The following is a 25483-nucleotide window of genomic DNA, read 5'->3' on the forward strand; positions in this document are numbered from 1 at the left end:
AGTGCCTTGGTCAGTCGGCCGTGGCAGTTCTTCAAGGCCGCTCGCCCATTTCGTTTTCTCCAGCTTCCTCAACATTCCAATTCCACCCTCGTTCGCGTATCGCGCCCGAGCTTGATTGACGGAGTCCGCATGTCATCGCAGAAACCTCGCCTCGCACCGCCCGTCCTGTGGGGTGTCGTGCTCTCCGCAATGGTGTTCCTCCTTTCAGCCTGCGCGTCGACGCCGCCCGCTGCGCTGCGCGGCACGGGCGACCTCGGCGTCGTCATCGAGCGCGCGGACGGACGGGTCAAGATCGTCGAGACAAGCGGGCGCAGCGTACTCGCCACCGTAGAAGGCCTTGGCGACCTGTCGCACGCCTCGGTGGTGTTCTCGCGCGATGCGCGTTATGCGTATGTCTTCGGGCGCGACGGTGGTCTGACCAAGGTCGACCTGCTCGAGGCCAGGATCGCCGGCCGCGTCGTCCAGGCGGGCAACGCCATCGGCGGTTCGATCTCGCACGACGGCAGCCTCGTGGTGGTGCAGAACTATGAGCCTGGCGGGATCAAGGCCTTCGATGCACATACGCTCGAATTGGTCGCCGACGTGCCAGCCACCACCGAGGACGGTCGTCGCTCCAAGGTGGTGGGCCTTGCCGACCTGTCGGGCAAGCGCTTCATCTATGCGCTGTTCGAGGCGGGAGAGATCCGCATCACCGACTTCGCCGATCCGCGCAATCCGGTCACGCAACGCTTCGCGGGTGGTAACCAGCCCTACGATGCGCTGGTGACGCCCAACGGCCGCCATTACATCGCTGGCCTGTTCGGGGAGGACGGCCTGGCCTTGGTCGATCTGTGGAACCTGGACAAGGGCAGCAGCAAGATCCTCGACGGCTATGGCCGGGGTGAGCAGCCGCTGCCGGTCTTCAAGATGCCGCACCTGCGTGGGTGGTCGGTGGCCGGAGGGCGTGCCTACCTGCCGGCGATCGGGCGTCATGAGGTGCTGGTGGTCGACACCACGACCTGGCAGGAAGTCGGGCGCATCCCGGTCAAGAGCCAGCCGGTGTTCGCAATGGCACGCCCCGACGGTCGCGAGATCTGGGTCAACTTCGCGTTTCCCGACAATGGCTGGGTGCAGGTGATCGACACCGTCAGCGGCCAGGTCACCCATACCCTCCAGCCCGGGCGCGGCATTCTTCATATGGAGTTCCTCTCCAAAGGGCACGAGGTGTGGCTGTCCGCGCGCGATGACAATCGCGTGGTGATCTACGACACGGCCACCAAGACGCCCATCGGCGGCTTCGATTCGTTGAGCCCTAGCGGCATTTTCTTCACGACGCGCGCGGCGCGCACGGGGTTCTGATGCCGCGCAAGCTTTGCCTGCCCGCGGGCGTCGGCGACATCGGACTGCGCCTGCTCAACGACTGGCAGCGCGACTTCCCGCTCGAGAGCCGGCCGTTCGCACGGATCGCTGCGGCCGTCGGCATGGACGAGGGGGATGTGATCGATGCCTACGGTGAGTTGCGTACCAAGGGCGTGGTGAGCCGCATTGGCGCCGTGTTTGCGCCCCGACGCTTGGGCGCGAGCGCACTGGCCGCGATGGCGGTGCCGCCCTTGCGGCTCGAGGCGGTTGCAGCGCGTGTCAGCGCCGAGGCGGCGATCAACCACAACTACCAGCGCGAGCATCGTTACAACCTCTGGTTCGTGGTGACGGCGTCGTCCGCTGCGCGCCTGCAGCAGGTCGTGGCCGGCCTCGAGCGTGATACCGGCTGCGCGGTGATCGTGTTGCCCTTGGAGGAAGAGTTCCATATCGACCTGGGTTTCGATCTGCGCGAACCGGCGGGCGAGGGCGCGTGCAACAGCCCGGCCGGGCGTCGCCGCGAACGCGCGTCGATCGTGCTCGACGGCGACACTGCCTGCGCGCTGCCCGCCATCGAGCGCGAGTTGGTTACTGCCTTGCAGGGGGGGCTGGCGCTGGAGGCCCGTCCATTCGAGTCCCTTGGCAAGAAGGTCGGGCTGAGCGAGGCGATGACGCTGGAGTTCATCGTGCGTTGGGTGTGTGAAGGCCTGATTCGGCGCTTTGGTGTGGTGGTGCGCCACCACGAGCTCGGCATGGAGGCCAATGCGATGTGCGTTTGGGATGTCCCCGAGCAGGACGTTTCCGCGCTGGGGCGAAGCCTCGCACGCGAGCATGCGGTGACGCTGTGCTATCGTCGCCGACGGGCCTTGCCCGACTGGCCCTACAACCTGTTCTGCATGATCCATGGCAGTGCCCGCGAGGACGTGCTGGCGGCGCGTGCAGACCTCGCACAGCGCCTGGGCCTGGATGCCTATCCGAGCGCGACCCTGTTCAGTTGCCGCCGCTTCAAGCAGACCGGTGCGCACTATCTCTCCCCCGGAGCCCTTGCCCATGCCTGAAGCTCGAGAACGCCCGTCTGGCAGCAAGGTCGCCGGACGCCAGGGCATCGCCGCACGCCGCGCGCCCGACGACGTCGATCGCCGGCTGATCAATGCCTTGCAGGGTGACTTCCCGCTGGTGGAGCGCCCCTTCGCGCAGGTAGCCGATGCCGTGGGCTTGAGCGAGGAGGCGCTCATTGCCCGTCTGCAGAGTCTGCTCGACGACCGTGTATTGACACGCTTCGGCCCCATGTTCCAGATCGAGCGCATGGGCGGGGCTTTCTGCCTGGCCGCAATGGCCGTGCCTGAGGCGCGTTGGGGCGAGGTTGTCGAGGCCGTCAATGCCTTTACCGAAGTGGCGCATAACTACCGCCGTGAACATGCCTTGAACATGTGGTTCGTGCTCGCGACCGAGACCCCGGGAGGCATCGCCGACTGTGCTGCGCGCATGGAAGCCGCGACCGGTTTGCCGGTGCACCTGTTCCCCAAGGAGCGCGAGTACTTTGTCGAGATGAAGCTGGAGGCGTGACGGTGAGCGATCCGATTGATTTTGCGGTGGGCGGTGCCGGGGTGCCGAGCGGCAAGCTGGGCGATGTGCAGGCAGCTGCCGACCTCGACCGTCGGCTCGTCCTCGCTACCCAGGGTGGGCTGGCCTTGGTCGCGCGCCCCTATGCCTTGCTCGCCGAGCAATTGGGCACGAGCGAAGCGTTGGTGCGTGAGCGCCTGGCGGTCATGCTGGCCGATGGTCGCATCAGGCGCATCGGTGCGGTCCCGAACCATTACGCCATCGGCTACCCTGCAAACGGCATGAGCGTCTGGGATATCGATGACAAATGCATCGATGCAGTCGGCGAGCAGGTCGGGGGCTTGCCCTTCGTCACCCACTGCTATCGGCGTCCGCGCCACCTGCCGGACTGGCCATACAACCTGTTTGCGATGGTGCATGCGGCGACGCGCGAAGCAGCGCTCGAGCGCGTTGGCGAGATCGCAGCGGCGATCGAGCGTGACTTCCCGGGTGTGTGCCGTAGCCGCGATGTGCTGTTTTCGGCCGGGATCCTGAAGAAAACAGGCTTGCGCATCGGCGCTTGAGGAACTCGCCGAAGGGCGCAGCAGCGCGATTTGCTGCGCCAGACCGGCCCCTTGACCGGCGTCATTTTTCCCGCCACCAAGGTCGGCTGTAATCGCGGCAACAAGGAGGCTTCCATGTTCCGCATCTCCCAATTCATCCGCGAACTCGACCACCCGACCCCCGCTGGCCCGCGCCGTAACCCGCCCGGGCCGGTGGTCATCTGGAACCTGATCCGGCGCTGCAACCTCACCTGCGAGCACTGCTATTCCATCTCTGCAGACAAGGATTTTCCGGGTGAGCTGAATACCGCCGAGATCTTCAAGGTCATGGATGATCTCAAGGCAGCGCGCGTGCCGGTGTTGATCCTGTCGGGCGGCGAGCCGCTGTTGCGGCCAGACATCTTCGACATTGCCCGTCGTGCCAAGGGCATGGGCTTTTATGTCGGCCTGTCGTCCAATGGCACCTTGATCGACGAATCGAACATTGACGCCATAGACGAGATCGGCTTCGACTACGTTGGCGTGAGCCTGGACGGAATCGGCGCCACCCACGACCACTTCCGCCGCAAGCAGGGGGCCTTCGAGGCCTCGATGCACGGCATCCGCCTGTGCCGGGACCGTGGCATCAAGGTCGGCGTGCGCTACACCATGACAGAGGGCAACGCCCACGATCTGCCCGCGCTGTTGAAGCTGGTCGAGGACGAGCGTATCGACAAGTTCTACTTCTCGCACCTGAACTACGCCGGCCGCGGCAACAAGAACCGCGCAGGCGATGCTCGCCACCGCACCACGCGTGAGGCGATGGAACTGCTGTTCGAGACCTGTCTGGACCTGCACCGGCGCGGCATCGAAAAGGACTTCGTCACCGGCAACAACGACGCCGATGGCCCCTTCCTGCTGCACTGGGTGCAGCGCCGATTCCCTGACAAGGCCGCACACGTCGAGGCCAGGCTGCGCCAATGGGGCGGCAATGCGAGCGGGGTGAATGTCTCGAATATCGACAACCTCGGCATCGTGCACCCCGACACCATGTGGTGGCATGTGCCGCTGGGCAACGTTCGCCAGCGTGCCTTCGGCGAGATCTGGAACGACCTGAGCAATCCGCTGCTCGCCGGCCTCAAGCAGCACCCACGCAAGCTCGAGGGGCGCTGCGGCGCCTGCCGTTATCTGGACATCTGCAATGGCAGTTCGCGGGTGCGTGCCGAGCAGGTGACTGGCAACCCCTGGGCGGAGGATCCGGCCTGTTATCTGGATGACGAAGAGATCGGCGTCAGCGCCGATGACTACGGCGCCGAGCGCGTCGTCACCACGCCCTGGGTCCGCCTCAACAAGGTGTCCGCATGAAGCCGCTCCGTTCCGTCGCCGCCGTTGTGGCGGCTCTCGCCCTTGCCTTCCCTGCGGCGCAGTCCGTTGTCGCCGCATCGCCCGCAGCCGTTACGCCGGTTGCCGATGTTGCCGCACTCTATGAGCAGCACTGTGCCGCTTGCCACGCCTCGAGCCGATTGGGCGGGATGGGGCCGGCGCTGCTGCCCGAGAACCTGTCGCGTCTGCGCAAGGGCGAAGCGCTCAAGGTGATCGCAGAGGGGCGTACGGCCACCCAGATGCCTGGCTTCGCGGCCCAACTCGGCCAACATGAGATCGCCGCGATTGCCGACTGGATCTACACACCGGTGGTGCCCGAGCCGCGCTGGTCGGATGCCGACATCACCGCCTCGCGCATCGAGCATGTCGACCCGGCCACCTTGTCGGACAAGCCGGTGTTCGACGCCGACCCGCTCAACCTTTTCCTCGTCGTCGAGGCAGGGGACCACCATGTCAGCGTGCTCGACGGCGACAAGCTCGAGCCGATCTTCCGCTTCCAGTCGCGCTTTGCGCTGCACGGCGGTCCCAAGTTCGCAGCCGAAGGACGGTATGTGTTCTTCGGTTCGCGCGACGGCTGGATCACCAAGTTCGACCTGTGGAACCTGAAGGTGGTGGCCGAGGTGCGTGCCGGCATCAATACCCGTAACGTCGCGGCCTCGCCCGATGGCAAGCACGTCGCGGTGGCCAACTACCTGCCGCACACGCTGGTGTTGCTCGATGGCGATCTGAACCTGATCAAGACCCTCCCCGCGATGGATCGGGATGGCAAGCAGAGTTCGCGCGTCTCGGCGGTGTACGACGCCACCCCGCGCCAGTCCTTCATCGCCGCGCTCAAGGATGTCGGCGAGGTGTGGGAGATCAGCTACACCAAGGCGGTCGAGGACATCCCGACCAGCTACATCCACGACTACACCCAGCGCGAGGGGACCTTCATCCCCGGCTATCTCAATCCACGCCGCACCATCCTCGCCGAGGTGCTCGACGACTTCTTCTTCACCCAGGACTACTCCGAGCTGATGGGCGCATCGCGTGAGGGTGTCGGCCAGGTGGTGAACCTGGATGTGCGCAAGAAGATCGCCAATCTGCCGCTGGACGGCATGCCCCACCTGGGTTCGGGCATCACCTGGGAGTGGACCGACCCCGCCGCAGGACCTGACGCGAAGCCGCGCACGGTCATGGCGAGCACCAACCTCAAGGCGGGCGAGGTCACGGTCATCGACATGAAGACCTGGGAAGTCATCAAGCGCATCCAGACCCGCGGCCCGGGCTTCTTCCTGCGCAGCCACGGCAACAGCCGCTATGCCTTCGTCGATTCGATGATGAGTCCGGAGGCCAAGCACATCCTGCAGGTGATCGACAAGCAGACGCTGGAGGTGGTCAGGGAGATTGTCGGCGAGCCTGGCAAGACGCTTGCCCACATCGAGTTCACCCGCGATGGCCGCTATGCGCTGGCCAGCCTGTGGGAGGATGAGGGGGCGGTCATCGTTCTCGACGCGCAGACCCTCGAAGAGGTCAAGCGTCTGCCGATGAGAAAACCCGTCGGCAAGTACAACGTCTGGAACAAGATCACGCGCGAGGAAGGCACCAGCCACTGAGTGCAGCCGGCATCCGCGCAGGTGCGCGGGCGCCAGGTATGCCGCGGGTGCCTTCGCTGCAGCTGACTTCATCAACCCCAAGAGCATTACAGAGAAAATAGACATGCCGCTGATTCGCATCGACGAACCCACCACCCGCCGTATTCCGCCCGATACCTTCTCGCTCTGGGCACTTGGTTTCAGGCCTTTCTACCTGCTTGCGGCGCTGTTTGCCGCAATCGCCGTGCCGGTATGGGCGGTGGCCTACTCGGGTGGAATCGAACTGCCGATTCCCGGGATGTGGTGGCACGCACACGAGATGATCTTCGGTTTCGCGGTGGCGGTGATCATCGGTTTCCTGTTTACCGCTGGGCGCAACTGGACCGGGCTCGATACGCCCGCGGGCCCGCCGCTTGCAGCGCTGGCGGCCCTGTGGCTGGCTGGACGGCTGGCGATGGCATTCGGCAGTGGTGCCTGGGTGGCGATCGTCGACATGGCTTTTCTGCCCGTCGCGGCAGCCCTGTTGTTGCGTGTGCTGATCAAGGCCAAGAGCAGGCGCAATTACTTTGTCGGCGTCCTGCCGGCCCTGCTCGCGCTGGCGAACCTGGTCTTCCATCTCGCCGTACTCGGCGTGCTTGCGGTCGATCCGCTGATGGCGATGCATCTGGCGCTCGGGCTGATCGTGGTACTCGAAACGATCGTCGGCGGGCGCGTGATCCCGATGTTCACCTTCAACGCCGTGCGCGGCATCAAGCAGTGGCGCGATCCGCGCCTGGACTGGGCGGCGGCGATTGCGACGGGTGTCGCGCTGTTGCTGTGGGCACTCGGGGCCGGCATGTGGGCGGGCGCGGTGTCGCTGGTCGCCGCCTTGTTGCAGGCGCTGCGGCTGGGCGGCTGGAACCCGTGGGCGACGCGAGGCGCCCCTCTGCTGTGGGTGCTGCATCTGGCCTACCTGTGGATTCCGCTCGGTCTGGCGCTGATCGCGCTCACCCAGTTCGGCATACTGCCGCGTTCGGCGGGCATTCATGCGCTTGCGATTGGCGCGACAGGTGGATTGATCATCGGCATGATCACCCGTACTGCGCTTGGACACACCGGACGCATGCTCGTGGCGGGGCCGGTAGAGACCGCCGCCTACGCGCTGGTGCTGCTGGCGGCGCTGGTTCGCGTGTTGAGCGTGGCGCTCTTTCCCGCCGCGCTGGTGGGCGGTGTGCATGCCGCGGCGACGCTATGGGCGCTTGGCTTTGCCCTCTATCTGTGGCGCTATGCGCCTTTCCTGCTCAAGGCGCGGGTTGATGGCAAGGAGGGTTGAGACCCTCGTGCCGATCGCCCCTGTGCGTGCGGTGGGGCAGGGGCGATCAGCTGCCAAGCAGTGCTGCCAGTACCCCCGGGTCGGCAACGGGCAGCGCTTCGAAGCCCGGGCGGGCGTATAGATAGCCCTGCTGCAGCCTGATTCCCATGCCGGCGAGACAGCGCGCCTCGTCGAGCGTTTCCACGCCTTCTGCAATCAGTGTGCACGGCAGTTCAGCGGCGAGGCTGACCAGGTGGCGAACGATCAATTGCCGACGGCGGTCCTGATCGATGTTGCGAATCAGGTTCATGTCGAGCTTCAACACGTCGGGCTGGAAGTATGTCAGCAGGTTGAGCCCCGCGTAGCCGGCGCCGAAATCGTCGATCGCAGTGCCAAAGCCGATTGCACGGTATTCCTCTACGATGCGGCGCAGGTGGCCGTCATTGCGCACTTCCTCGACCTCGGTGATTTCGAACTGAAGCCGCTCGAGCGGAAATCCGACCCGGTTTGCAGCCTCGATGGTGGCGCGGATGCAGGCTCGCGGTTCGTACACCGCATTAGGCAGGAAGTTGATGCTAAGCCGTGACGACAAGCCGAGCTGGTGAGCGAGTTCGATCGCCTTCGTCCGGCAACGCTGGTCGAACTGATAGCGGTTTTCGTCCGTGAGCTTGGCCAATACGCTAGCTGCACTCTCGCCATTGGGGCCGCGGACCAATGCCTCCCACGCCCACGACGAACCGCTGTCGAGGTCGATGATCGGCTGGAAGGCCATCGTAAAGTCGAAGGGCAGGGGCGGAAGTGCGCGGCAACGGCCGCAGTCGGGGAGTAAGGACTCACTTCGTGGCGCGTGCAGCGGGAATTCCGTGTTGGTCATGTGCGCTGCCTGGGTTGGGTTGTAAGTGCGACAGTAATGATGTCGAACAGGCCTCGTCAAGGTCGGGTACATGTACGAAGTGCGATAGCGGCGTCTCAGTAGGCGGCTGCACCCGAGCGAGCTGACAGGGCCGCCTCAGCCCAGGCTTCGCCTGAGTTTGCCGATGTCGGGGATATGGATCGTGCGGCCCTCGACTTCGATCAGGCCGGAGTCTGTGAGCTCGTGCAGGATGCGTGAGAAGTGCTCCTGGGTGAGGTTCAGGCGCGAGGCGATCGTGCCCTTGCTGGTCGGCAGGCGAATTGACACCCGCCCGTTGGCAATGCCGTCGCCCTCGCGCTCTTCCTCGCGCAGCAGGTAGCCAATGATGCGTTCGCGCCCCGAGCGCAGCGAGTAGCTCTCGACGTCGGCCATCAGGTGGTGCAGGCGCTGGGCCAGGCCGGCGATGATCTTGCGGCAGAACACCGGGTCGCCAGCCATTTCATCGAAGAACACCTGCTTGGCGATGTGGAGAAGACTGGCATCGGTCAGGGCCTGGGCCATCACCACATAGGGTTTGTCCATGAACATCACGGCTTCGCCGAAGCTCTGCCCAGGACGCAGGATGTCGACGACCTTCTCGTTGCCCTCCGCAGAGGTGAACGCGAGCTTGACCTGGCCGCTGAGGATGAAGTGAAAGCCGGAGCAGGTATCGCCGCGGTGGAAAAGAATGTCGCCCCGCCCGACCTTGAGCTCGCGCACGCCACGCGCGAAGCGGGCGATGTCGTGGCAACCCAGGCCATTGAAGAGCGAGGCCTGGCTCAGCAGGCGGCACAGGCGCTCGATCTCGGGCGAAGGCTGGTCGGCGGGCGGCGTGTCGCGCAGTGCTTCGGTGCAGGGGAGGTCGCGGTAGTTCATGGCTTCACCGAGTGAGCTGGGCATAGAACATGGGCAGGCGGGCGGGGAGTTCATCGGGCTGGCGGATCACTGCGAAGCCCGCCGGACCGAACAGGTGTGGCAGGTAGCTTGCGCCCTCGCGGTCGATGGTGACGCAGAAGGGAACGATGCCATGGCTGCGGGCCTCGACGATCGCGACCCGGGTGTCCTCGATACCGTAGCGGCCGTCGTAAAGGTCGAGGTCGTTCGGTTTGCCATCGGAGAGGATGAGCAGAATGCGGCGCGCTGCGGTCTGCTTTTCGAGGATGGTGGTGGCGTGGCGGATGGCGGCACCCAGGCGGGTGTAGTAGCCGGGCTTGATCGCCATGATGCGGCCGCGGGCACGGTCGTCGAAGCGCTGGTCGAAGTCCTTGAGACGATGAAAGCGCACGTTGCTGCGCTTGACCGAGGAGAAGCCACACAGTGCGAAGCGGTCGCCGGTCGCCATCAGCGCTTCACCGAACAGCAGCAAGGAGTCGCGGATGACGTCGATCACGCGTGCTTCGGAGGACACCCAGGCGTCGGTTGACAAGGAAAGGTCGGCGAGTGCGAGGCAAGCCAGATCGCGCTCGCGCTTCTCCAGCGACAGGTAGAGCTGGTCGGATGGGTGGTGACCGCAGGCACGGTCGGTGGTCGCGCGCACCACGGCGTCGACGTCGAGCTCGGTGCCGTCGACCTGTCCCTTGAGCCAGCGCCGGCCCGGTGTCAGCGCGGCGAACTGACGGTGCAGGCGGCGGGCGGTGCGGCGCAGGTGTTCGGGTAGCGCGCAGGGTGCCGCACGAGGATCGTTGATCGACGGCGTCAGTTCGTTGAGGCGGACATGATCCTCGCGCAGCAGGTTCTTGCGGTAGTCCCACTCCGGCAGCGGGATGCCGTCGCCGAGGACGACGTCGTCCTCGGCGGCCGAGGGCAGGTCGAGGTCGAAGCGGACCTTGGAAGCAACACGCTCGTTGTCGCGGGTGATCGACAGGTGGTCGAGGTTGGCTGCGGCATCGGCGGCGTTGTCGTCCGGGTCGTCGTCGGTGCTGCGCTTGACCTTGATGAACTCGGCAACCGATAGCAGGCTTTCGGCGCGGAAGGGAATGATCATGCCGTGCTTCTCGGGCGCGTTCTCCTGGCGCTCGACACGGTGGGCCTGCTGGCTGGCGTCGCGACCCGGCTTGGTGCTGCCGCCCTCGGCAGCCTCGGCGCCGCTGCCGCTGCCGGCGAGGCCTGCTGCGGGCTTGGCACGGAAGTCGCTCAGCCACAGCAGCACCGGTTGCGTGGGCTGTGCCTTGACCGGCAATGCCGGTAAGGCCGCAACGCTGCCCGGTGCATGCATTGCCTGGCGCAGCAGGCGTTCGCGCTCGGCTTCGGCTGCAGGTAGCTTGGCGGGGTTGCGGCGCTGGGCGATCACGGCGTCCACCAGTCGGCGATAGCGCGGCTCGATACCTGGCCAGCGTTGTAGCGCGCGCAGGGTGGCACGCTGGTTCTCGCGCAGTTCACGACTGGCCTCGGTATCGAAGGTGCCGGTCGGCAGGGGGGCGAGTGCGGCCTCCACCTGTGCGTCATGGGTGGCATCGCCGTTGCCATGACCCGCGGCCAGTGCGGCCAGCCACAGATAGAGGTCGCGGTTGAGGCTGCGTTCTGGCAGGGCGTCGATCTCCGGCGGCAGGCGCAGGGTGGCGATGTCCATGCGGCCGCGCGCAATGCGTTCGTCTGCGCCGGCGATGCGCTGTAGCAGGCTGCGCCGCGCGCCATGGGTATCAACGGTGGCAGCGGCCACGCGCAAGCCCGGGTCGCCGCCGAGCGCGCGGAAGAACACCCCCGCGACCTTCTCGATGTCCTTGAGCCTGACCGCGGCCTTGGGGAAGTGCCCGCCCGCAGCGCGGGTGATCAGACGGTGCCAGAATAGTCCGACGTGTTCTTCCATGGTTCAGCGTTCCCTCGGTTCAGCGTTCCTTGAACGCGCGGAAACCCGCTTCGTTCTGGCGCGCGGCTTCGCCCGTCACCCAGCTCAGTAGCGGGCCTTCGGGGTTGTCGCGCTGGGTCTCGCCACAGGCGTCGATGCACTGCCGGCATTGCGTGCAGGTGAACATGTGGCGCTTGATGTTGCGCGGGCGCAGCCGCATCGGGCATACCGCGTCACAGGCCGACTGGCGCTCGGGGAGGCAGCTCGAGCAGTCGGTGGCACGAGCGCGCGCAAAGCCCACTACCATCGCGTCGCGGTTGCCCATCCAGGCCAGGCTCTGGAACAGGCCGACTGCACAGACGAAGCGGCAGAACAGGTGGCGTGCGAACAGGAACTCCAGGCTCAGCACGACCGTTGCGGCGGTGATGAAGATGAACTGGTTGCGCGTCAGTTCGCCAGCGATGAGGTTTCCATACACCTCGGCAGGTGGCAGCAGGTAGGTCAGCAGTACCACCGCCCACAGGAAGGCGAAGGCGACGGCTGCAGGTACGACGAGGCCCCACCAGCGTGCATCGACCTTGGCGCGTGAACCGTCCGGCTTCCAGGCCGGCAGGCGGTGTTTTTCCCACACGCTGGGTTTGCCCGAGGCGCGCGCCATAAGCTTGTTGATGGATTCGACCACCGAGAAGTGCGGGCATAGCCAACCGCAATACATGCGCCCCCACTTCCAGGCCACCCAGAGCACCACTGCAGCGACCGTCAGCAGCGGCACGAACAGGCGCAGCATGATGCTGCCGGCGGCCTCGAGCGCGCTTGCCTGGCCGGCAAGAAATGGGTCAAGCCCGAGCCGCCACTCCATGCCCAGCAACCACGCATGGTCGGCGTTGAGGTCGTAGCGAAAGAGGTCGAACACCGGTGCGAGCACGAAGAGTGCAAAAAAACCGACCTGAAAGGCCAGCCGCAAGCCCTGGCGCGGGCTGTGCGCTCCATCGTCCGTACCTGCCCGGGCGATGGGGATGATTCGGCGTGCCGGCGCGGGTGTGCTCATCACGGGCTCGCGGTACTCAGACGGGTTCGCGCGGTCCGAACACCGGGTAGCGCCAGCTGCGGCCGTTGATGGCGCGCGACAGCCCCATGACGCCAAGCAGGATCAGACCCGCATGGACGAGCAAGAAATACAGGATTCCGATGACCCAGGTCCATGGGTTGTCGAAGCCGCCGAGCAGTAGGATCGCGATGCTTGTGCACACGAGTATCAGACCGCCCCAGATGCAGGTCCAACCGGTCTGGCGCAGGTGGTTGCGCACCAGTGGGTCTTCGTGGTCGTGGAACTTGGCCCACAGCACCATCAGCACCAGGAAGGCCAGGACGGGCAGCAGCATCAGGTTGATGATGAACAGGGCTTCGGCCATCACGGCGAGTTGCGGCCCCGGCATGAGGTGCTTGAGCGGGTCCTGGCGTTGGATGTTCATGGCTTCCTTGTGACGCGTGGGATGGTGTTCAGCGGCCGAAGGTGGCGGATACCACCTCCATGAGTCCCTCGGCGATGTCGGCGTCGTCGGTCAGGCTCTCGACGATGCCGACGCGGCAGGCTGCCACCGGGTCCATGCCGTCCTTGATGAGCAGTGCGGCATAGACGAGCAAGCGTGTGCTGGCCGATTCCTCGAGGTCGCGGTCCTTGAGCGAGCGCAGCGCACCGGCGATGGCGACCAGGCGGCGAGCGAGATCCGGCGGGCAGGCGGTTTCACCGATCAGGATCGCCTCTTCCTGTTCGGCGCGAGGGAAGTCGAAGCGCAGGCTGATGAAGCGCTGGCGGGTGGACGGCTTCATGCCCTTGAGCAGGTTCTGGTAGCCCGGGTTGTAGGACACCACCAGCATGAAGCTGGGTGGAGCCTCGATGAGCTCGCCGGTGCGGTCGATGGGCAGGATGCGGCGATCGTCGGCCAGCGGGTGCAGCACGACGGTCGTGTCCTTGCGCGCCTCGACCACTTCGTCCAGGTAGCAGATACCACCCTCGCGCACCGCGCGTGTGAGCGGACCGTCGCACCACATGGTGCGGCCCTCGCCGATCAGGTGGCGACCGACGAGATCGGCTGCGGTGAGATCGTCGTGGCAGGCCACGGTAAACAGCGGCAAGCCGAGGCGCGCGGCCATGTGGGCGACGAAGCGGGTCTTGCCGCAACCGGTGGGGCCCTTGATGAGCAGGGGCAGACGGTTCTTCCAGGCGTGCTGGAAGACCTCGACCTCGTCCGCGGCGGGTTGGTAGAAGGGGATGTCGAGGTTGGGCGTGTCGGGCTTCATTGTCCGAGTCCTTTGAGATAGGCGATGGCGATGACGGCCCACACCAGGATCATCCAGCCCATGGTGATGGCACGCCAAAGGAGGGGCGCGTGGCGCAGGGCCATGAAATCGAGAATGATCACTGCGCCTTTCCAGAAGGAGATGGCGGCGAGGGCAGCGATGGCCCAGGTGCCCGCTGCGCCGTGCGTGCCCATGCCCCAGGTGAGCAAGGTTGCGCCGATCAGCGAGAGCCACAGCCAGGTGGCGCGCTTGGGGGTGCCGTGCATGTGCGTGTCCATGGCCGGGCTCCTCAGTGGATCACGTAGACAAGGGGGAAGAGGATCAGCCACACCAGATCCACCATGTGCCAGTAGGCGGCACCGGTCTCGATCCCGTTCATGTTGCCCGGGCCGTAGCGCCCCTGGCGGGCGTTGTTCCACATCGCCACCAGGATCACGAGCCCGAGGATCACGTGCATGAAGTGAAAGAAGGTGAGCGACAGGTAGAACATGTGGAAGGGGCTGCTCGACAGGCTGATGTCGTGCGCGAAGGCAGCGGCGTACTCGCCGAGCTTGACGACGATGAAGCCCAGGCCGGTGACGATGGCGGCCAGCAGCCAGTTCGCAGCGGCACGTGCGGCACGCAGCTCGGCAGCCTGTACGGCACGAACAACGAAGTAGCTCGAGGTCAGCAGCAGGATCGTGTTGATTGCGCCTGCCGTACGGTCGAGCCCTGCCTGCTCGGCATTGAACAGCTCGATGTTGTTTGCACGGGTGAAGGCGTAGGCGGCGAAGAAGGCGCCGAAGGCAAGCAGCTCCGCCATGATGAAGACCCAGATCGCCAGGTCGCCGGCAAGGCGTGGCTCGGCTGCCGGTGTGGGGTGACCTGCGGCGCCGTGGGGGAGGGATGTGCTTGTCGTTTCCATGCGCGGCAGTCTAGGCAAGCGCGCATGGTTTGAACTTGATCGTGGTTAACTGGTGCCGGGACCCGCGTCCGCGCGCCTCGTGCGGGCCAGCCAATGGCGAGTCACATCCACCATGCGGCTCGCGAACCCCCACTCGTTGTCGAACCACACCATCAGGTTGACCATGCGCTTGCCGATGCTGCGCGTCTGGCCGCCGTCGACGATTGCGGAGTGGGGATCGTGGTTGAAGTCGATCGAAGCGTGCGGCTCGTCCGAGTAGGCGATCAGATTGCGGTAGCGACCCTGGGCCGCCTCGCGCAGCAAGCGGTTGATCTCGCCTGCGGTGACGTCGCGCGCGAAGCCGAGCACCATGTCGATGGCCGAGACATTGTGCGTCGGGACGCGGATCGCCTTGGCCTGGACCTTGCCCGCGAGCTCGGGCAGCAGGCGCTCCACCCCGCGTGCCAGTCCGGTCGACACCGGGATGATGGATTGCATCGCCGACCGCGTGCGGCGCAGGTCGGTGTGGTGGTAGCCGTCGATCAGCGGCTGATCATTCATGGCGGAGTGCAGTGTGCTCAGCAGCACGTTGTCGATGCCGATCTCGCGCTGCAGCAGGTCGAGTACGGGAACCACCGCGTTGGTCGTGCATGAGGCGTTCGATACCAGCCCCTCGCGGCCGTCCAGCGTCTCGTGGTTGATGCCGTACACGATGGTGGCGTCCACGTCCTCGGCGCCGTTACCGGGGTGGGACAGGAGCAGGCGGGGGCAGCCGGCGTCGATGAAGCGCTGCAGTTCGGTACGACTGCCGTACTGGCCTGAGCACTCCACGATCAGGTCGGGTTCGAGCGCGGCCCAGTCCACGGCCTCGGGGCTGTCGGCGTGGCTGATCAGGATCGGATGACCGTCCACCAGCAGGGCTTCATCGCTGCTGTACACCTGTCCGGGAAAGCGGCCATGCGTGGAGTCGAAGCGGGTCAGGTAGCTGATGCTTGCGAGATCGGCCGGTTCGTTGATGGCGACGACCTTGAAGGTGTCGACCAGACCGGCTTCGTGGAGCGCGCGCAGGTAGCAGCGCCCGATGCGGCCGTAGCCGTTGATCACGATGCGAAAAGGGGACGACTGATCGGCGCAGGGCGTCGAGGATACAGGGGAGTGGCTTGCAGCGGGCACGATGTCGACAGTAGGGCTTGGCCTGGCGGGGCCGAGGTGTGGCACCCGCGCGAAGCGCTCATTCTAGCGGCTGGCGCGGCGGCCTCCGGCGCCGGGACGAAAAAAAGGGGCGGCTTTCGCCGCCCCAACCCCTTCCCCTGGATCGCCCAGGAGGCACTACAGAGAGACACCCTTGCTCATCAGGCCTTCGCTGTCTTCGCTTCGCCCTTGATGAAGAAGCTGGCGAGATAGGTCAGCAGACCGATGAAGAACATCACACCTGCCCATTCACGCATCCAGTAGAACAGCATGAGCTGGTCCTGGGTCGCCATGAAGGACATGGGCGTATCGGAGATGCGCTGCAGCCAGACCTGAAGGATGCCGGCGGCGGTCAGGAACAGGGTGATGAAGACCATGGCGATCGTCATCAGCCAGAACGACCACATCTCTACGACCTGAGCCTTCTCGCTGTTGGCAGCGCGGCCGCGCAGGATCGGCATCGCGTAGCTGATGATGGTGATCACGACCATCACGTACGCACCGTAGAAGGCCATGTGACCGTGTGCAGCGGTGATCTGCGAGCCGTGGGTGAAGTAGTTCACCGGAGCCAGGGTGTGCAGGAAGCCCCACACGCCGGCGCCGAGGAAGGCCATCACGCCGGTACCCAGTGCCCACAGCACGGCAGCCTTGTTCGGGTGCTCGCGGCGGCGGCGGTTCACCATGTTGAAGGCGAACACGGTCATGGCGAAGAACGGGATCGGCTCCAGTGCGGAGAAGATCGAACCCCACCACTGCCAGTACTCCGGCGTACCGATCCAGAAGTAGTGGTGGCCGGTGCCGATGATGCCGGTGCAAAGCGCCAGGGTGATGATCACGTACAGCCACTTCTCGATCACTTCGCGGTCGACGCCGGTCACCTTGATCAGCACGAAGGCGAGCATCGCAGCCATGATCAGTTCCCACACGCCTTCCACCCAAAGGTGCACAACCCACCACCAGTAGAACTTGTCGCGGACGAGGTTGACCGGGTTGTAGAAGGCGAACAGGAAGAAGATCGCCAGGCCCCACAGGCCGAGCAGCAGCACGATGCTGATGACGGTCTTGCGGCCCTTGAGCACGGTCATGGTGACGTTGAACAGGAAGGCCAGCGCGACGACAACGATGCCGATCTTCGTCAGCAGGGGCTGCTCGAGGAACTCGCGGCCCATGGTGGCGAGGAGGTCGTTGCCGGTCATCGATGCGAGCGTGGCGTAATCCACCAGCAGGTAGCCGAGGATGGTGGCCGCACCGGCGACGAGGAAGACCCAGAACAGGATCAGCGCCAGCTTCGGGCTGTACAGTTCGGTCTCGGTTTCCTCAGGGATGAGGTAGTAGGCTGCGCCCATGAAGCCAAACAGCAGCCACACGATCAGCAGGTTGGTGTGCACCATCCGGGCGACGTTGAACGGGATTTCCGGGAACAGGAAGTCGCCGACGACATACTGCATGCCCAGGATCAGGCCGAAGATGATTTGCCCCACGAATAGCCCGATCGCCGCTATGAAGTAGGGCATGGCGACCGCTTGTGATTTGTATTGCATGTGTGATCCCCTTGTGGTCTCCAGGTTTCCGGTCAACCTTCGATGTTGGGCGGCCAGTTGGCAGTGTTGATGCCAGCTGTGTACTTGAAGAACGCCACGAGCTGGTCGAGCTCTTCATCGGTGAGGTGGAAGTTCGGCATCTGGCGACGACCCGGGGCGCCCGTGGGCTGGGACATCATCCACGCCTTGATGAACTCCGGTCCGCGGCGGGTATAGACGTTGCCGAGTTCCGGTGCGAAGTAGGCGCCTTCACCCAGCAGGGTGTGGCAGCCCAGACAGTTGCGCGTTTCCCAGATGTGCTTGCCGGCGGCGACTTCGGGGGTGAGGTTTTGCCGGTTGTCGCGATTAGGCAGTTCGCGTTCGGTGTCGAAGGTGAGCGCCAGGAACAGGAGGAAGAAGAACACCGTTCCCCCGTAGAAGATGTTCCGCGCCATGGATTTTGTGAAGATACCGCTCATGGAGTACTCCTCATCGCTAGTCTCGTTTTGTCTGGATTGGTGTCAGGTTGGCTGGGTGGTTCAGGGGTTGCACCGGAACAGGGATGAACCGATGGTGGCCGAATTGTCGGATCGGCGTCCCCGGGCCTCCATGATTTGAATCAAGATTGCCCGGAAGGCGCGTCGGCGCGGCCCGCAGCGTGCCTTGCGGCGGTGCGGGAACGAGGTCCTGGCATTCACGGGGCATGACCTGCGGATGTCAGGCAACACTGGAGTGTCGATACGATGTGGCGAGATTTGGCAGATGTGCGCCGCGGCCTGTTGGCGGTGGGCGCTGCGGCCGTGCTGGCCTTACCTGCTGCGGCAAGCGGTGAGGGCTGGATTGCGGTGGATGTCGGGCACACGCTGGTGGCGCCAGGGGCCATCAGTGCGCGCGGGCGAAGCGAGTTCGAATTCAATCTCGACCTGGCGCGTGCGCTCGTCGATGCCCTTTCCGCACGGGGCATGGAGGCCAGGCTGATCAACGCCGACGGCCGTATCGAGAGTCTGCAGGCACGCCCTCGTGCCGCCGAGGAGGCGCGTTTGCTGGTGTCCATCCACCACGACTCGGTCAATGCATTCGAACTGAGGCCCTGGCAATGGGCGGGCAGGGCCCTCGACTACAACGACGACTTTGCAGGCCACTCGCTGTTCGTGTCACGCGACAATCCGGACACCGCGATGAGCATATTGTGCGCGCGGGTGATAGGTGCGCGCCTGCAGCGCATGGGCTTCGAGCCTACGCACAAGAATGGCCGCCGGCGTGAGTACGTGGACTTCGAGCATGCCGTGCACTATTTCGATGGGCTGGCCGTGTTGCGCCACGCGCGCATGCCGGCCGTGCTGTTCGAGGCCGGCGTGCTGAAGAACCGGGATGAGGAGTTGCTGCTGCAGGATCCGCAGCGTCAGGCACGCATGGCTGACGGTATTGCGACCGCGTTGGCGGCGTGCCTGGGCCACGGTGTGCCGGCTGACGATGAGGCGACGGCAGATCGACGGTCGCCTTGAGTGCCGGCGGCCTAGGGCTGTCCAGGGCCGCCTTGGCGATCAGCGCGAGCTGGGCAGGCGCGACGAGACGCCCTGGACGAAATAGTCCATGCGCCCGAGCGTGGCATCGTCCATTACTGCGCCAGCGGCGAGGCGTTCCGTTCCCGCCTGGTCGACCACTGGGCCGGTGAAGGGGTGGAAGCTGCCGTCGCGGATGCGCCCTTCCAGGTCGCGGACCATGGCCTGCACGTCCTCCGGCACTGCGGGGTTCATTGGGGCGAGTTTGATCATGCCGTCCTTGATGCCGCCCCAGACGCTCTCCGGCTTCCAGGTGCCGGCAAGCACGTCGTTCACGGTGCGCGTGTAGAACTCGCCCCAGTGATGGGTGGTGGCGGTGAGTTGTGCCTTGGGGCCGTACTTGGACATGTCCGAGTGGTAACCGAAGGCGTATACGCCGCGTTCTTCCGCGGCCTGCACGGTGGCGGTCGAGTCGGTGTGATGGGTAACCACGTCCGCACCCTGGGAGATCAGTGTCATCGCGGCTTCGCGTTCCTTGCCCGGGTCGTACCAGCTGTTGGCCCAGATGACGCGGACTTCGATGTCCGGGTTGACGCTGCGCGCGCCCATCGTGAAGGCGTTGATACCCTGCAGTACCTCGGGAATGGGGAAGGCGCCGACGTAGCCCAGCACCTTGGACTTGGTCATCTTGCCGGCGATCACTCCATTGAGGTAGCGGCCCTCGTAGAAGCGGGCGTTGTACGGTGCGAAGTTCTTCGCTGACTTGTAGCCCGTGGCATGCAGGAAAGTGACATTGGGGAACTGGCGCGCCACGCGCTCGACATAGTTCATGTAGCCGAAGCTGGTGGCGAACACGATCTTGCTGCCGCTCGCTGCAAACTCGCGTATCACGCGTTCGGCGTCGGCACCTTCCGCCACGCTCTCGACGTAGCGTGTCTCGATCTTGTTGCCAAGGGCTGCCTCCATTTCCTTGCGTCCCTCGTCGTGCTGGTATGTCCAGCCGGCATCGCCGATCGGGCTCACATAGACGAAGCCGATCTTGGCGGGCGCCTCGGCGGCAGCGCTGAGCGGAAGAGATGCGGCGACCGCGAGCGCGGCAGCGGACAGGATGAACTGACGACGATGGCGCATCGGAAATCTCCTTGTTGGGTGGTATGCGATGGTGCGGAGTGTTGCCGCGAGGTGGCCGCTTGCAGTGATCAGGCCATGTTTGTGTCGGTGGCCCGAACGCATTCGCGGACCAGTCCTGGCCCGCGGTAGATGAGGCCGCTGTAGAGCTGGACGAGGCTTGCCCCAGCGTCGAGCTTGGCGCGTGCGCCGGCACCGTCGAGGACGCCGCCGGCGGCAATGATGGGCAACTCGCCGCCCAGCGTTGCAGCGAGCTTGCGCACTACGGCAGTGGAGGCCTCAAAGACCGGTGCGCCGGATAGTCCGCCCTGTTCGTTGCCGTGACGCATGCCTTCGACCTTGTCACGCGCGATCGTCGTATTGGTGGCAATCACGCCGTCGATACGGTGACGTCGAAGCGCATCGGCGATGTTCGTCACCTGGGCGTCATCGAGATCGGGCGCGATCTTGAGTGTCAGCGGCACGTAGCGGCCATGGCTGTCGGCGAGCCGTGTCTGGGCCTGCTTGAGGCGCCCGAGCAACTCATCGAGTTCGGACTCGCCTTGCAGTTGGCGCAGATTCTTCGTGTTCGGTGAGGAGATGTTCACGGTGACGTAGCTCGCCAGCGCGTACACCTTCTGCAGGCATGCAAGGTAATCGTCGACGGCTTGTTCGATTGGCGTGTCGAAGTTCTTGCCGATATTGATGCCCAGGATGCCCTGGTAGCGTGCCGACCGCACGTGCGCCAGCAGCGCATCGACGCCATGGTTGTTGAAACCCATGCGGTTGATGATGGCGCGGGCCTCGGGCAGGCGAAACATGCGCGGGCGCGGATTGCCGGGTTGCGCACGCGGTGTGACGGTGCCGATCTCGATGAAGCCGAATCCCATGCGTGCCAAGCCGTCGATGGCCTCGCCGTTCTTGTCGAGACCTGCAGCGAGACCGATTCGGTTCGGAAAGCTCAAGCCCATGACCTCGACCGGTGTTGCCGGTTCGGGTGTTCCGGCCGGCAGCAGCTTGCCGGCGTAGTGCAGGGCGTGGAGAGCGAATTCGTGGGCGTTTTCGGCGTCGAGCGAAAACAGCAGCGGGCGAGCGAGGTCGTAGAGCATCGCACGATTGTAGCGATTCGTGCGGGTCGCGGCGAGGTGCACCGCGCGCCGGGTCGCCACCTCAGCGTATTCGTCTCAGACGTCCGCCCTGAAGGGGCGCCACTCGCCTTCCTGAAGGATCTCGAGCGCGGCAAAGCGGGACTTGTAGGCCATCTTCGGGCTTTGCGCGATCCAGTAGCCGAGATAGACATGGGCGAGATCGAGCCGGCGGCAGGCCTCGATCTGCCAAAGGATGCCGTAGGTGCCCAGAGCGCCACGTGGCAGGTCAGGCTCGTAGAAGGTGTAGACGCTGGACAGCCCGTCTGCCAGTCGGTCGATGATGCTCACCATGCGCAGGGTGTCGCCGTCGCGGAATTCCACGAGCCGGGTGTCGACATGGCTTTGCAGCAGGAAGTGGCTGTACTGCTCGCGATTGTCCAGGTCCATGCCGCCGCCGCAATGCCGAGCGGCCTGATAGCGCTGATAGAGCAGGTAGTGCTCTTCGCGGAACTCCAGCGCATGCTCGCTTGCGCGCAGGCCGGCGTGCTGCTTCCAGGCGCGGCGTTGGCTGCGGCTGGGGTGGAAGCCCGAGGCGACAATGCGAACAGGAACGCAGGCGCGACAATGGTCGCAGTAGGGGCGGTAGGTGAATACGCCGCTGCGGCGAAAGCCACGACGCACGAGTTCGCTATAGACCTGAGGGTCGATCAGATGACCGGGCGTTGCCACCTGTGAACGCGCGCTGCGATCGCTCAGGTAGGAGCAGGCGTAGGGCGCCGTGGCGTAGAACTGGATCAGGGCGTAGGGGTAGTCCTGCTGCATCGCGTGATCTGCCGAGTGAGCGTTCGGTTCAGGTCCAGTCGAAGTCGGAAGCGGCGTCTGCCGCCCAGCGTTGGGGTGAGGGGCCCTCGGCGGTCCAGCGTTCGAGAGCGGCGGAGAAGACCTTTCGTGGCAGTTCGCAAGCCCCCATCGAAAGCAGGTGCGGTGTCGTCATCTGGCAGTCGATCATGCCATAAGCACGTAAGCCGAGCAGCCGGCAAAGATGCGCGAGCGCCACCTTGGACGCATCTGTCTCGTGTGCAAACATCGACTCGCCGTAAAACACCCTTCCAAGTGCAATTCCGTAAAGCCCGCCCACCAGCCTTCCGTCTCGCCAGCATTCGACACTGTGCGCGTAACCCAGTTCATGCATGTGCAGGTAGGCAGCCTGCATCTCGGCGGTGATCCAGGTCCCGGAGGCGTTCGCACGGGGTGCGGCACAGGCCTGCATCACGGCGGCGAAGGCGGTGTCCAGCCTGACCTCGAAACGGCGCCTGCGCAGCACCTTGCGCAGCGAGTGGCTGATGTGCACGCGCTCGGGGATAAGGACGAGCCGGGGGTCCGGACTCCACCACAGGATGGGTTCTCCTGCGCTGAACCACGGGAATACGCCCCGGCGGTATGCCGCCAGGAGCCACTCGGGTGAAAGGGCGCCGCCGGCGGCGAGCAAGCCATTCGGTTCGGCCAGGGCGCGCTCGAGCGGTGGAAAGGTGGGCGCGTCCAGCCAGGGGATCATGCCGTCAAGGCGAGTGGGTGGGCGACCATGTTCAAGCCCGTGCTTTCGTCCTGAAAGGTCACCACGTGATCGACGCCGAGGCGTATGCCGATGTGTTCGCCGATGGCATGGTTGTGATGGCTCTGCACCAATGAAAGCACGCGTGCGCCACTGCCGAGGCGAAGGGTGTACAGGATGTCGGCGCCTCGGAAGGCCTTGTGCACGACTTCGGCCTTGAGCGGACTGTCGTCGTCGTGGACGATGTCGTCCGGGCGCAGCAGCACGTCGACGTCGCTGCCGTGTGCGCAGCCACCGCAGTCCTCTCCGCAAACAAGCGGCAGCGCGCTGTTGAGGATGCCGAGTTCGACGCGCACCTGGCGGTCATTCAGAACGCGGCCACGCAGGAATACGCCCTGGCCGATGAAGTCCGCGACGAAACGGTTAACCGGCTTGTGATAAAGGTTGTAAGGCGTGTCCCACTGCTGGATGCGTCCTTCGTGCATGATGCCGATCTCGTCGGCAACAGCGAAGGCTTCGTGCTGGTCATGCGTGACCAGGATGGCCGTGGTGTTGGTGGCCTTGATGATGTCGCGGACTTCGTAGGACAGGCGCTCGCGCAGTTCGACGTCCAGGTTCGAGAACGGCTCATCGAGCAGCAGCAGGCTCGGGCGTGGTGCGAGTGCACGCGCGAGCGCTACACGTTGCTGCTGTCCGCCCGAAATCTCGTGTGGATACTTGGTGCCGTGCTCGGCCAGACCGACCAGTCCGAGCAGTTCCGTAACGCGCTCACGACGGCTCGCAGCGTTCTCGCCGCGCAGTCCGAAGGCGATGTTGTCAGCGACCGACAGGTGGGGGAAGAGGGCGTAGTCCTGGAACACCATGCCGATGCGCCTGCGCTCGGGGGCAAGGCTGTGCTCGGGCGTGCTGACGATGTTGCCGTCGAGCAGGATCTGACCGCCGGCCAGGCGTTCGAACCCTGCAATGCAGCGCAGGACCGTGGTCTTGCCGCAGCCGGAGGGGCCCAGCAGGCAGCCGATACTGCCTTTTTCAAGGCGAAGCGACAGCTTGCGCACGACCGAGTGCTTGCCGAAGGCGAGATCAATGTCGTCGAGTTGCAGATGTGACATGGCTTTTACGGCTGCCGAGATTTTTTGTACGGGCGATTATTGCACCGGGGCGTTCCAAATGCGATCAATTATAATTTGCCCCGACAAGCGGGCGTGCTCGATCCTCGGCGCCCCACAACAATGGATACGGAATGAACGGAATGGGAGGGCAGGGCGCCGCGCGCCTGGAGTGGTCGACACTGACCCTGAGTGCGGTGCTGATTGCGACGCTCATCGCGGCGCCCGTGCTGTCGGTGTTCTCCAACGTCTTCATCGGCGGTACCAGCGATACCTGGGGGCACCTGGCCGACACCGTACTGGGTGAGTTCGTTGTCAATACGGTCATTCTCTGTGTCGGCGTCGGCTTGGGCGTGGCTTCGATCGGCGTGACCACGGCGTGGCTCACCACGATGCTGGACTTCCCGGGGCGCCGCTTCTTCGAGTGGGCGCTGGTGCTGCCCTTGGCGATGCCTGCGTATGTGATGGCGTACGTGTACACCGATTTCCTGCAGTTCGTCGGCCCGGTGCAGAGCTTCCTGCGCGAGACCTTCGGCTGGCGGCGTGGAGACTACTGGTTTCCGGACGTGCGCACGGTGGGTGGTGCAGTTGCGATGTTCATGTTCGTGCTCTATCCCTACGTATACATGATTGCACGCGCGGCTTTTCTGGAGCGTGCCGGGGGCATGCTCGAGGCCGGGCGCTCGCTCGGGCTCGGCCCCTGGGGCTCTTTCTTTCGCGTGTCTCTGCCGCTGGCGCGTCCGGCGGTTGTCGCCGGTACGGCGCTGGCCTTGATGGAGACGCTGGCCGACTTCGGCACTGTCTCCTATTTCGGCGTACAGACCTTCACCACCGGGATCTATCGGGCCTGGTTCTCGCTTGGTGACCGCATTGCCGCTGCGCAACTGTCGGCGGCCCTGCTTGCCTTCGTGATCCTCGTCCTCACGCTCGAGCGCATCTCACGCGGCCGGGCGCGTTTCAACAACACTTCGCGTCAGAGCAAGCTGCCGGTGCGGCATCGCCTCGCCTTGCTGCCCGGGCTGCTTGCCGCATTCGCGTGCTTCATGCCCCTGCTGCTCGGCTTCCTGCTGCCCGCAGGGCTGCTGCTGCAGATGGCGTTCGCGGAGGGTGATGCCCAGTTCGGACCGCGCTTCGTTCAGCTCGCGCGCAACAGCTTCGTGCTTGCCTCGGTCACAGCCGTCATTGCGGTGCTGCTTGCCGTATTGCTGGCCTATGCCGCGCGGCTGGCGCGATCGCGTCTGCCGCAGGCGCTCAACCGTGTCGTCGGCATGGGCTATGCGGTGCCAGGCTCGGTGATCGCGGTGGGGGTGCTGATCCCGCTGACTCGCCTCGACAACTGGCTGGCGCAGGTGTGGACGGCGGTCTCGGGCAGCAACCCCGGACTCATCCTCACCGGCGGCATCGCCGCGCTTGTGTATGCCTACCTTGCGCGTTTCCTGGCGGTTGCCTTGCAGACGGTCGATTCGAGTCTGGGCAAGATCACGCCGAGCATGGACGACGCGTCGCGCAGTCTGGGCTATGGCAAGTGGGCGACGCTGGCCCGCGTGCATGTGCCGATGCTCAGGGGCAGCCTGCTCACGGCCGGCCTGCTGGTCTTCGTCGACGTGATGAAGGAGCTGCCCGCCACACTGGTGATACGCCCCTTCAACTTCGATACGCTGGCAACTCAGGCGCATACGCTGGCCGCAGACGAACGGCTTGCGGAAGCTTCGACTGCGGCGCTGATCATCGTTGCGGTGGGCTTGTTGCCGATGATCGTGATCTCGAGGCAGATCCTGGCCGCCCGACGGCGTTAACAGCGCGCTTGCGCAGCGGTTGCGGTGCTGGAAGCCGTGAGTGCGGAAATGGCGGTGGAAAGTGGGTCTTACGTGGTCCCATGCCATGGGCAC

Annotated in this window: 25 protein-coding genes; 9 read left to right on the top strand and 16 right to left on the bottom strand. The window is 65.0% G+C overall.

All coding sequences use genetic code 11. The annotated features are described in order from the left end of the window. Positions 1-129: 129 nt before the first annotated feature. From B447_RS00540 to B447_RS00575, 7 genes are all read left to right on the top strand, one after another. Positions 130-1338, top strand: coding sequence for a cytochrome D1 domain-containing protein (locus B447_RS00540; protein ID WP_002927208.1), 1209 nt, complete (start codon positions 130-132; stop codon positions 1336-1338). Further along, positions 1338-2393, top strand: coding sequence for a siroheme decarboxylase subunit beta (gene ahbB, locus B447_RS00545; RefSeq protein ID WP_002935593.1), 1056 nt, complete (start codon positions 1338-1340; stop codon positions 2391-2393). Before B447_RS00540 ends, ahbB (B447_RS00545) begins: the two co-directional genes overlap by 1 nt. Then, positions 2386-2901, top strand: coding sequence for an Lrp/AsnC family transcriptional regulator (locus tag B447_RS00550; RefSeq protein WP_002927204.1), 516 nt, complete (start codon positions 2386-2388; stop codon positions 2899-2901). The genes ahbB (B447_RS00545) and B447_RS00550 overlap by 8 nt, the downstream gene beginning before the upstream one ends. Then, positions 2898-3461: a siroheme decarboxylase subunit beta gene (gene ahbB / locus B447_RS00555; RefSeq protein WP_002935594.1), complete on the top strand. Its 564-nt coding sequence runs from the start codon at positions 2898-2900 to the stop codon at positions 3459-3461. The genes B447_RS00550 and ahbB (B447_RS00555) overlap by 4 nt, the downstream gene beginning before the upstream one ends. A 114-nt stretch (positions 3462-3575) precedes the next feature. Then, positions 3576-4784, top strand: a complete 1209-nt coding sequence (gene nirJ / locus B447_RS00560) for a heme d1 biosynthesis radical SAM protein NirJ (RefSeq protein ID WP_037982148.1) — start codon at positions 3576-3578, stop codon at positions 4782-4784. Next, positions 4781-6397 carry a nitrite reductase gene (locus B447_RS00570; RefSeq protein WP_083491400.1) on the top strand — a complete coding sequence of 539 codons (1617 nt, stop codon included), beginning with the start codon at positions 4781-4783 and terminating at the stop codon, positions 6395-6397. The genes nirJ and B447_RS00570 overlap by 4 nt, the downstream gene beginning before the upstream one ends. A gap of 103 nt (positions 6398-6500) precedes the next feature. Next, positions 6501-7688, top strand: a complete 1188-nt coding sequence (locus tag B447_RS00575) for an NnrS family protein (RefSeq protein WP_002935601.1) — start codon at positions 6501-6503, stop codon at positions 7686-7688. A 46-nt stretch (positions 7689-7734) separates the two neighbouring features. Here the strand turns inward: B447_RS00575 and B447_RS00580 are convergent, their stop codons facing one another. The 11 genes from B447_RS00580 to B447_RS00630 all read right to left on the bottom strand — a co-directional run bounded on the left by B447_RS00580 (position 7735) and on the right by B447_RS00630 (position 17718). Next, entirely contained in the window at positions 7735-8541 is an 807-nt protein-coding gene (locus B447_RS00580; protein WP_002927191.1) for an EAL domain-containing protein, read from the bottom strand. A 135-nt stretch (positions 8542-8676) separates the two neighbouring features. After that, complete coding sequence (locus B447_RS00585; RefSeq protein ID WP_002927189.1) at positions 8677-9435, bottom strand: Crp/Fnr family transcriptional regulator; 759 nt, start codon at positions 9433-9435, stop codon at positions 8677-8679. Positions 9436-9439: 4 nt separating this feature from the next. Further along, the gene (locus tag B447_RS00590) at positions 9440-11365 is read right to left on the bottom strand and encodes a nitric oxide reductase activation protein NorD (protein WP_002927187.1); all 1926 of its coding nucleotides are present in this window, start codon (positions 11363-11365) and stop codon (positions 9440-9442) included. Between the two features lie 19 nt (positions 11366-11384). Beyond that, complete coding sequence (locus B447_RS00595) at positions 11385-12392, bottom strand: 4Fe-4S binding protein (protein ID WP_002935604.1); 1008 nt, start codon at positions 12390-12392, stop codon at positions 11385-11387. 16 nt (positions 12393-12408) lie between these two features. After that, positions 12409-12816: a hypothetical protein gene (locus tag B447_RS00600; protein ID WP_002935605.1), complete on the bottom strand. Its 408-nt coding sequence runs from the start codon at positions 12814-12816 to the stop codon at positions 12409-12411. A gap of 28 nt (positions 12817-12844) precedes the next feature. Then, positions 12845-13645 (bottom strand): CbbQ/NirQ/NorQ/GpvN family protein, encoded by an 801-nt coding sequence (locus B447_RS00605; protein ID WP_002927181.1) that lies wholly within the window; start codon positions 13643-13645, stop codon positions 12845-12847. Then, positions 13642-13923 carry a cytochrome C oxidase subunit IV family protein gene (locus B447_RS00610; RefSeq protein WP_002927180.1) on the bottom strand — a complete coding sequence of 94 codons (282 nt, stop codon included), beginning with the start codon at positions 13921-13923 and terminating at the stop codon, positions 13642-13644. The genes B447_RS00605 and B447_RS00610 overlap by 4 nt, the downstream gene beginning before the upstream one ends. A gap of 11 nt (positions 13924-13934) precedes the next feature. Further along, positions 13935-14549, bottom strand: a complete 615-nt coding sequence (locus tag B447_RS00615) for a cytochrome c oxidase subunit 3 (RefSeq protein WP_002927174.1) — start codon at positions 14547-14549, stop codon at positions 13935-13937. A 45-nt stretch (positions 14550-14594) separates the two neighbouring features. Next, a complete protein-coding gene (locus tag B447_RS00620) occupies positions 14595-15632 on the bottom strand; it encodes a type I glyceraldehyde-3-phosphate dehydrogenase (protein ID WP_002935606.1) in 1038 nt (345 codons plus the stop codon). Positions 15633-15880: 248 nt separating this feature from the next. Further along, positions 15881-17260 carry a cbb3-type cytochrome c oxidase subunit I gene (locus B447_RS00625; RefSeq protein WP_002935607.1) on the bottom strand — a complete coding sequence of 460 codons (1380 nt, stop codon included), beginning with the start codon at positions 17258-17260 and terminating at the stop codon, positions 15881-15883. A 32-nt stretch (positions 17261-17292) separates the two neighbouring features. Further along, positions 17293-17718, bottom strand: coding sequence for a c-type cytochrome (locus tag B447_RS00630; protein WP_002935609.1), 426 nt, complete (start codon positions 17716-17718; stop codon positions 17293-17295). Between the two features lie 264 nt (positions 17719-17982). On the opposite strand from B447_RS00630, the gene B447_RS00635 reads away from it, so the two are divergent. Then, positions 17983-18744 (top strand): N-acetylmuramoyl-L-alanine amidase family protein, encoded by a 762-nt coding sequence (locus B447_RS00635; protein ID WP_002935610.1) that lies wholly within the window; start codon positions 17983-17985, stop codon positions 18742-18744. A 39-nt stretch (positions 18745-18783) separates the two neighbouring features. On the opposite strand, the gene B447_RS00640 is transcribed toward B447_RS00635, so the two are convergent. The 5 genes from B447_RS00640 to B447_RS00660 all read right to left on the bottom strand — a co-directional run bounded on the left by B447_RS00640 (position 18784) and on the right by B447_RS00660 (position 23597). Next, positions 18784-19872, bottom strand: a complete 1089-nt coding sequence (locus tag B447_RS00640; protein WP_002927158.1) for a BMP family ABC transporter substrate-binding protein — start codon at positions 19870-19872, stop codon at positions 18784-18786. Between the two features lie 68 nt (positions 19873-19940). Then, a complete protein-coding gene (locus B447_RS00645; protein WP_037982151.1) occupies positions 19941-20957 on the bottom strand; it encodes a quinone-dependent dihydroorotate dehydrogenase in 1017 nt (338 codons plus the stop codon). Positions 20958-21032: 75 nt separating this feature from the next. Next, positions 21033-21758 (bottom strand): arginyltransferase, encoded by a 726-nt coding sequence (locus B447_RS00650; RefSeq protein ID WP_002927151.1) that lies wholly within the window; start codon positions 21756-21758, stop codon positions 21033-21035. A 28-nt stretch (positions 21759-21786) separates the two neighbouring features. Further along, positions 21787-22491 (bottom strand): leucyl/phenylalanyl-tRNA--protein transferase, encoded by a 705-nt coding sequence (gene aat / locus B447_RS00655; RefSeq protein WP_002935613.1) that lies wholly within the window; start codon positions 22489-22491, stop codon positions 21787-21789. Next, positions 22488-23597: an ABC transporter ATP-binding protein gene (locus B447_RS00660; protein WP_002927149.1), complete on the bottom strand. Its 1110-nt coding sequence runs from the start codon at positions 23595-23597 to the stop codon at positions 22488-22490. The genes aat and B447_RS00660 overlap by 4 nt, the downstream gene beginning before the upstream one ends. Positions 23598-23737: 140 nt before the next feature. Between B447_RS00660 and B447_RS00665 the strand changes: the two genes are divergently transcribed. Beyond that, positions 23738-25390 (top strand): ABC transporter permease, encoded by a 1653-nt coding sequence (locus tag B447_RS00665; RefSeq protein ID WP_002935615.1) that lies wholly within the window; start codon positions 23738-23740, stop codon positions 25388-25390. The last annotated feature ends 93 nt before the right edge of the window (positions 25391-25483 follow it).

Source organism: Thauera sp. 27, assembly GCF_000310125.2.
In the GTDB taxonomy this organism is placed as follows: domain Bacteria; phylum Pseudomonadota; class Gammaproteobacteria; order Burkholderiales; family Rhodocyclaceae; genus Thauera; species Thauera mechernichensis.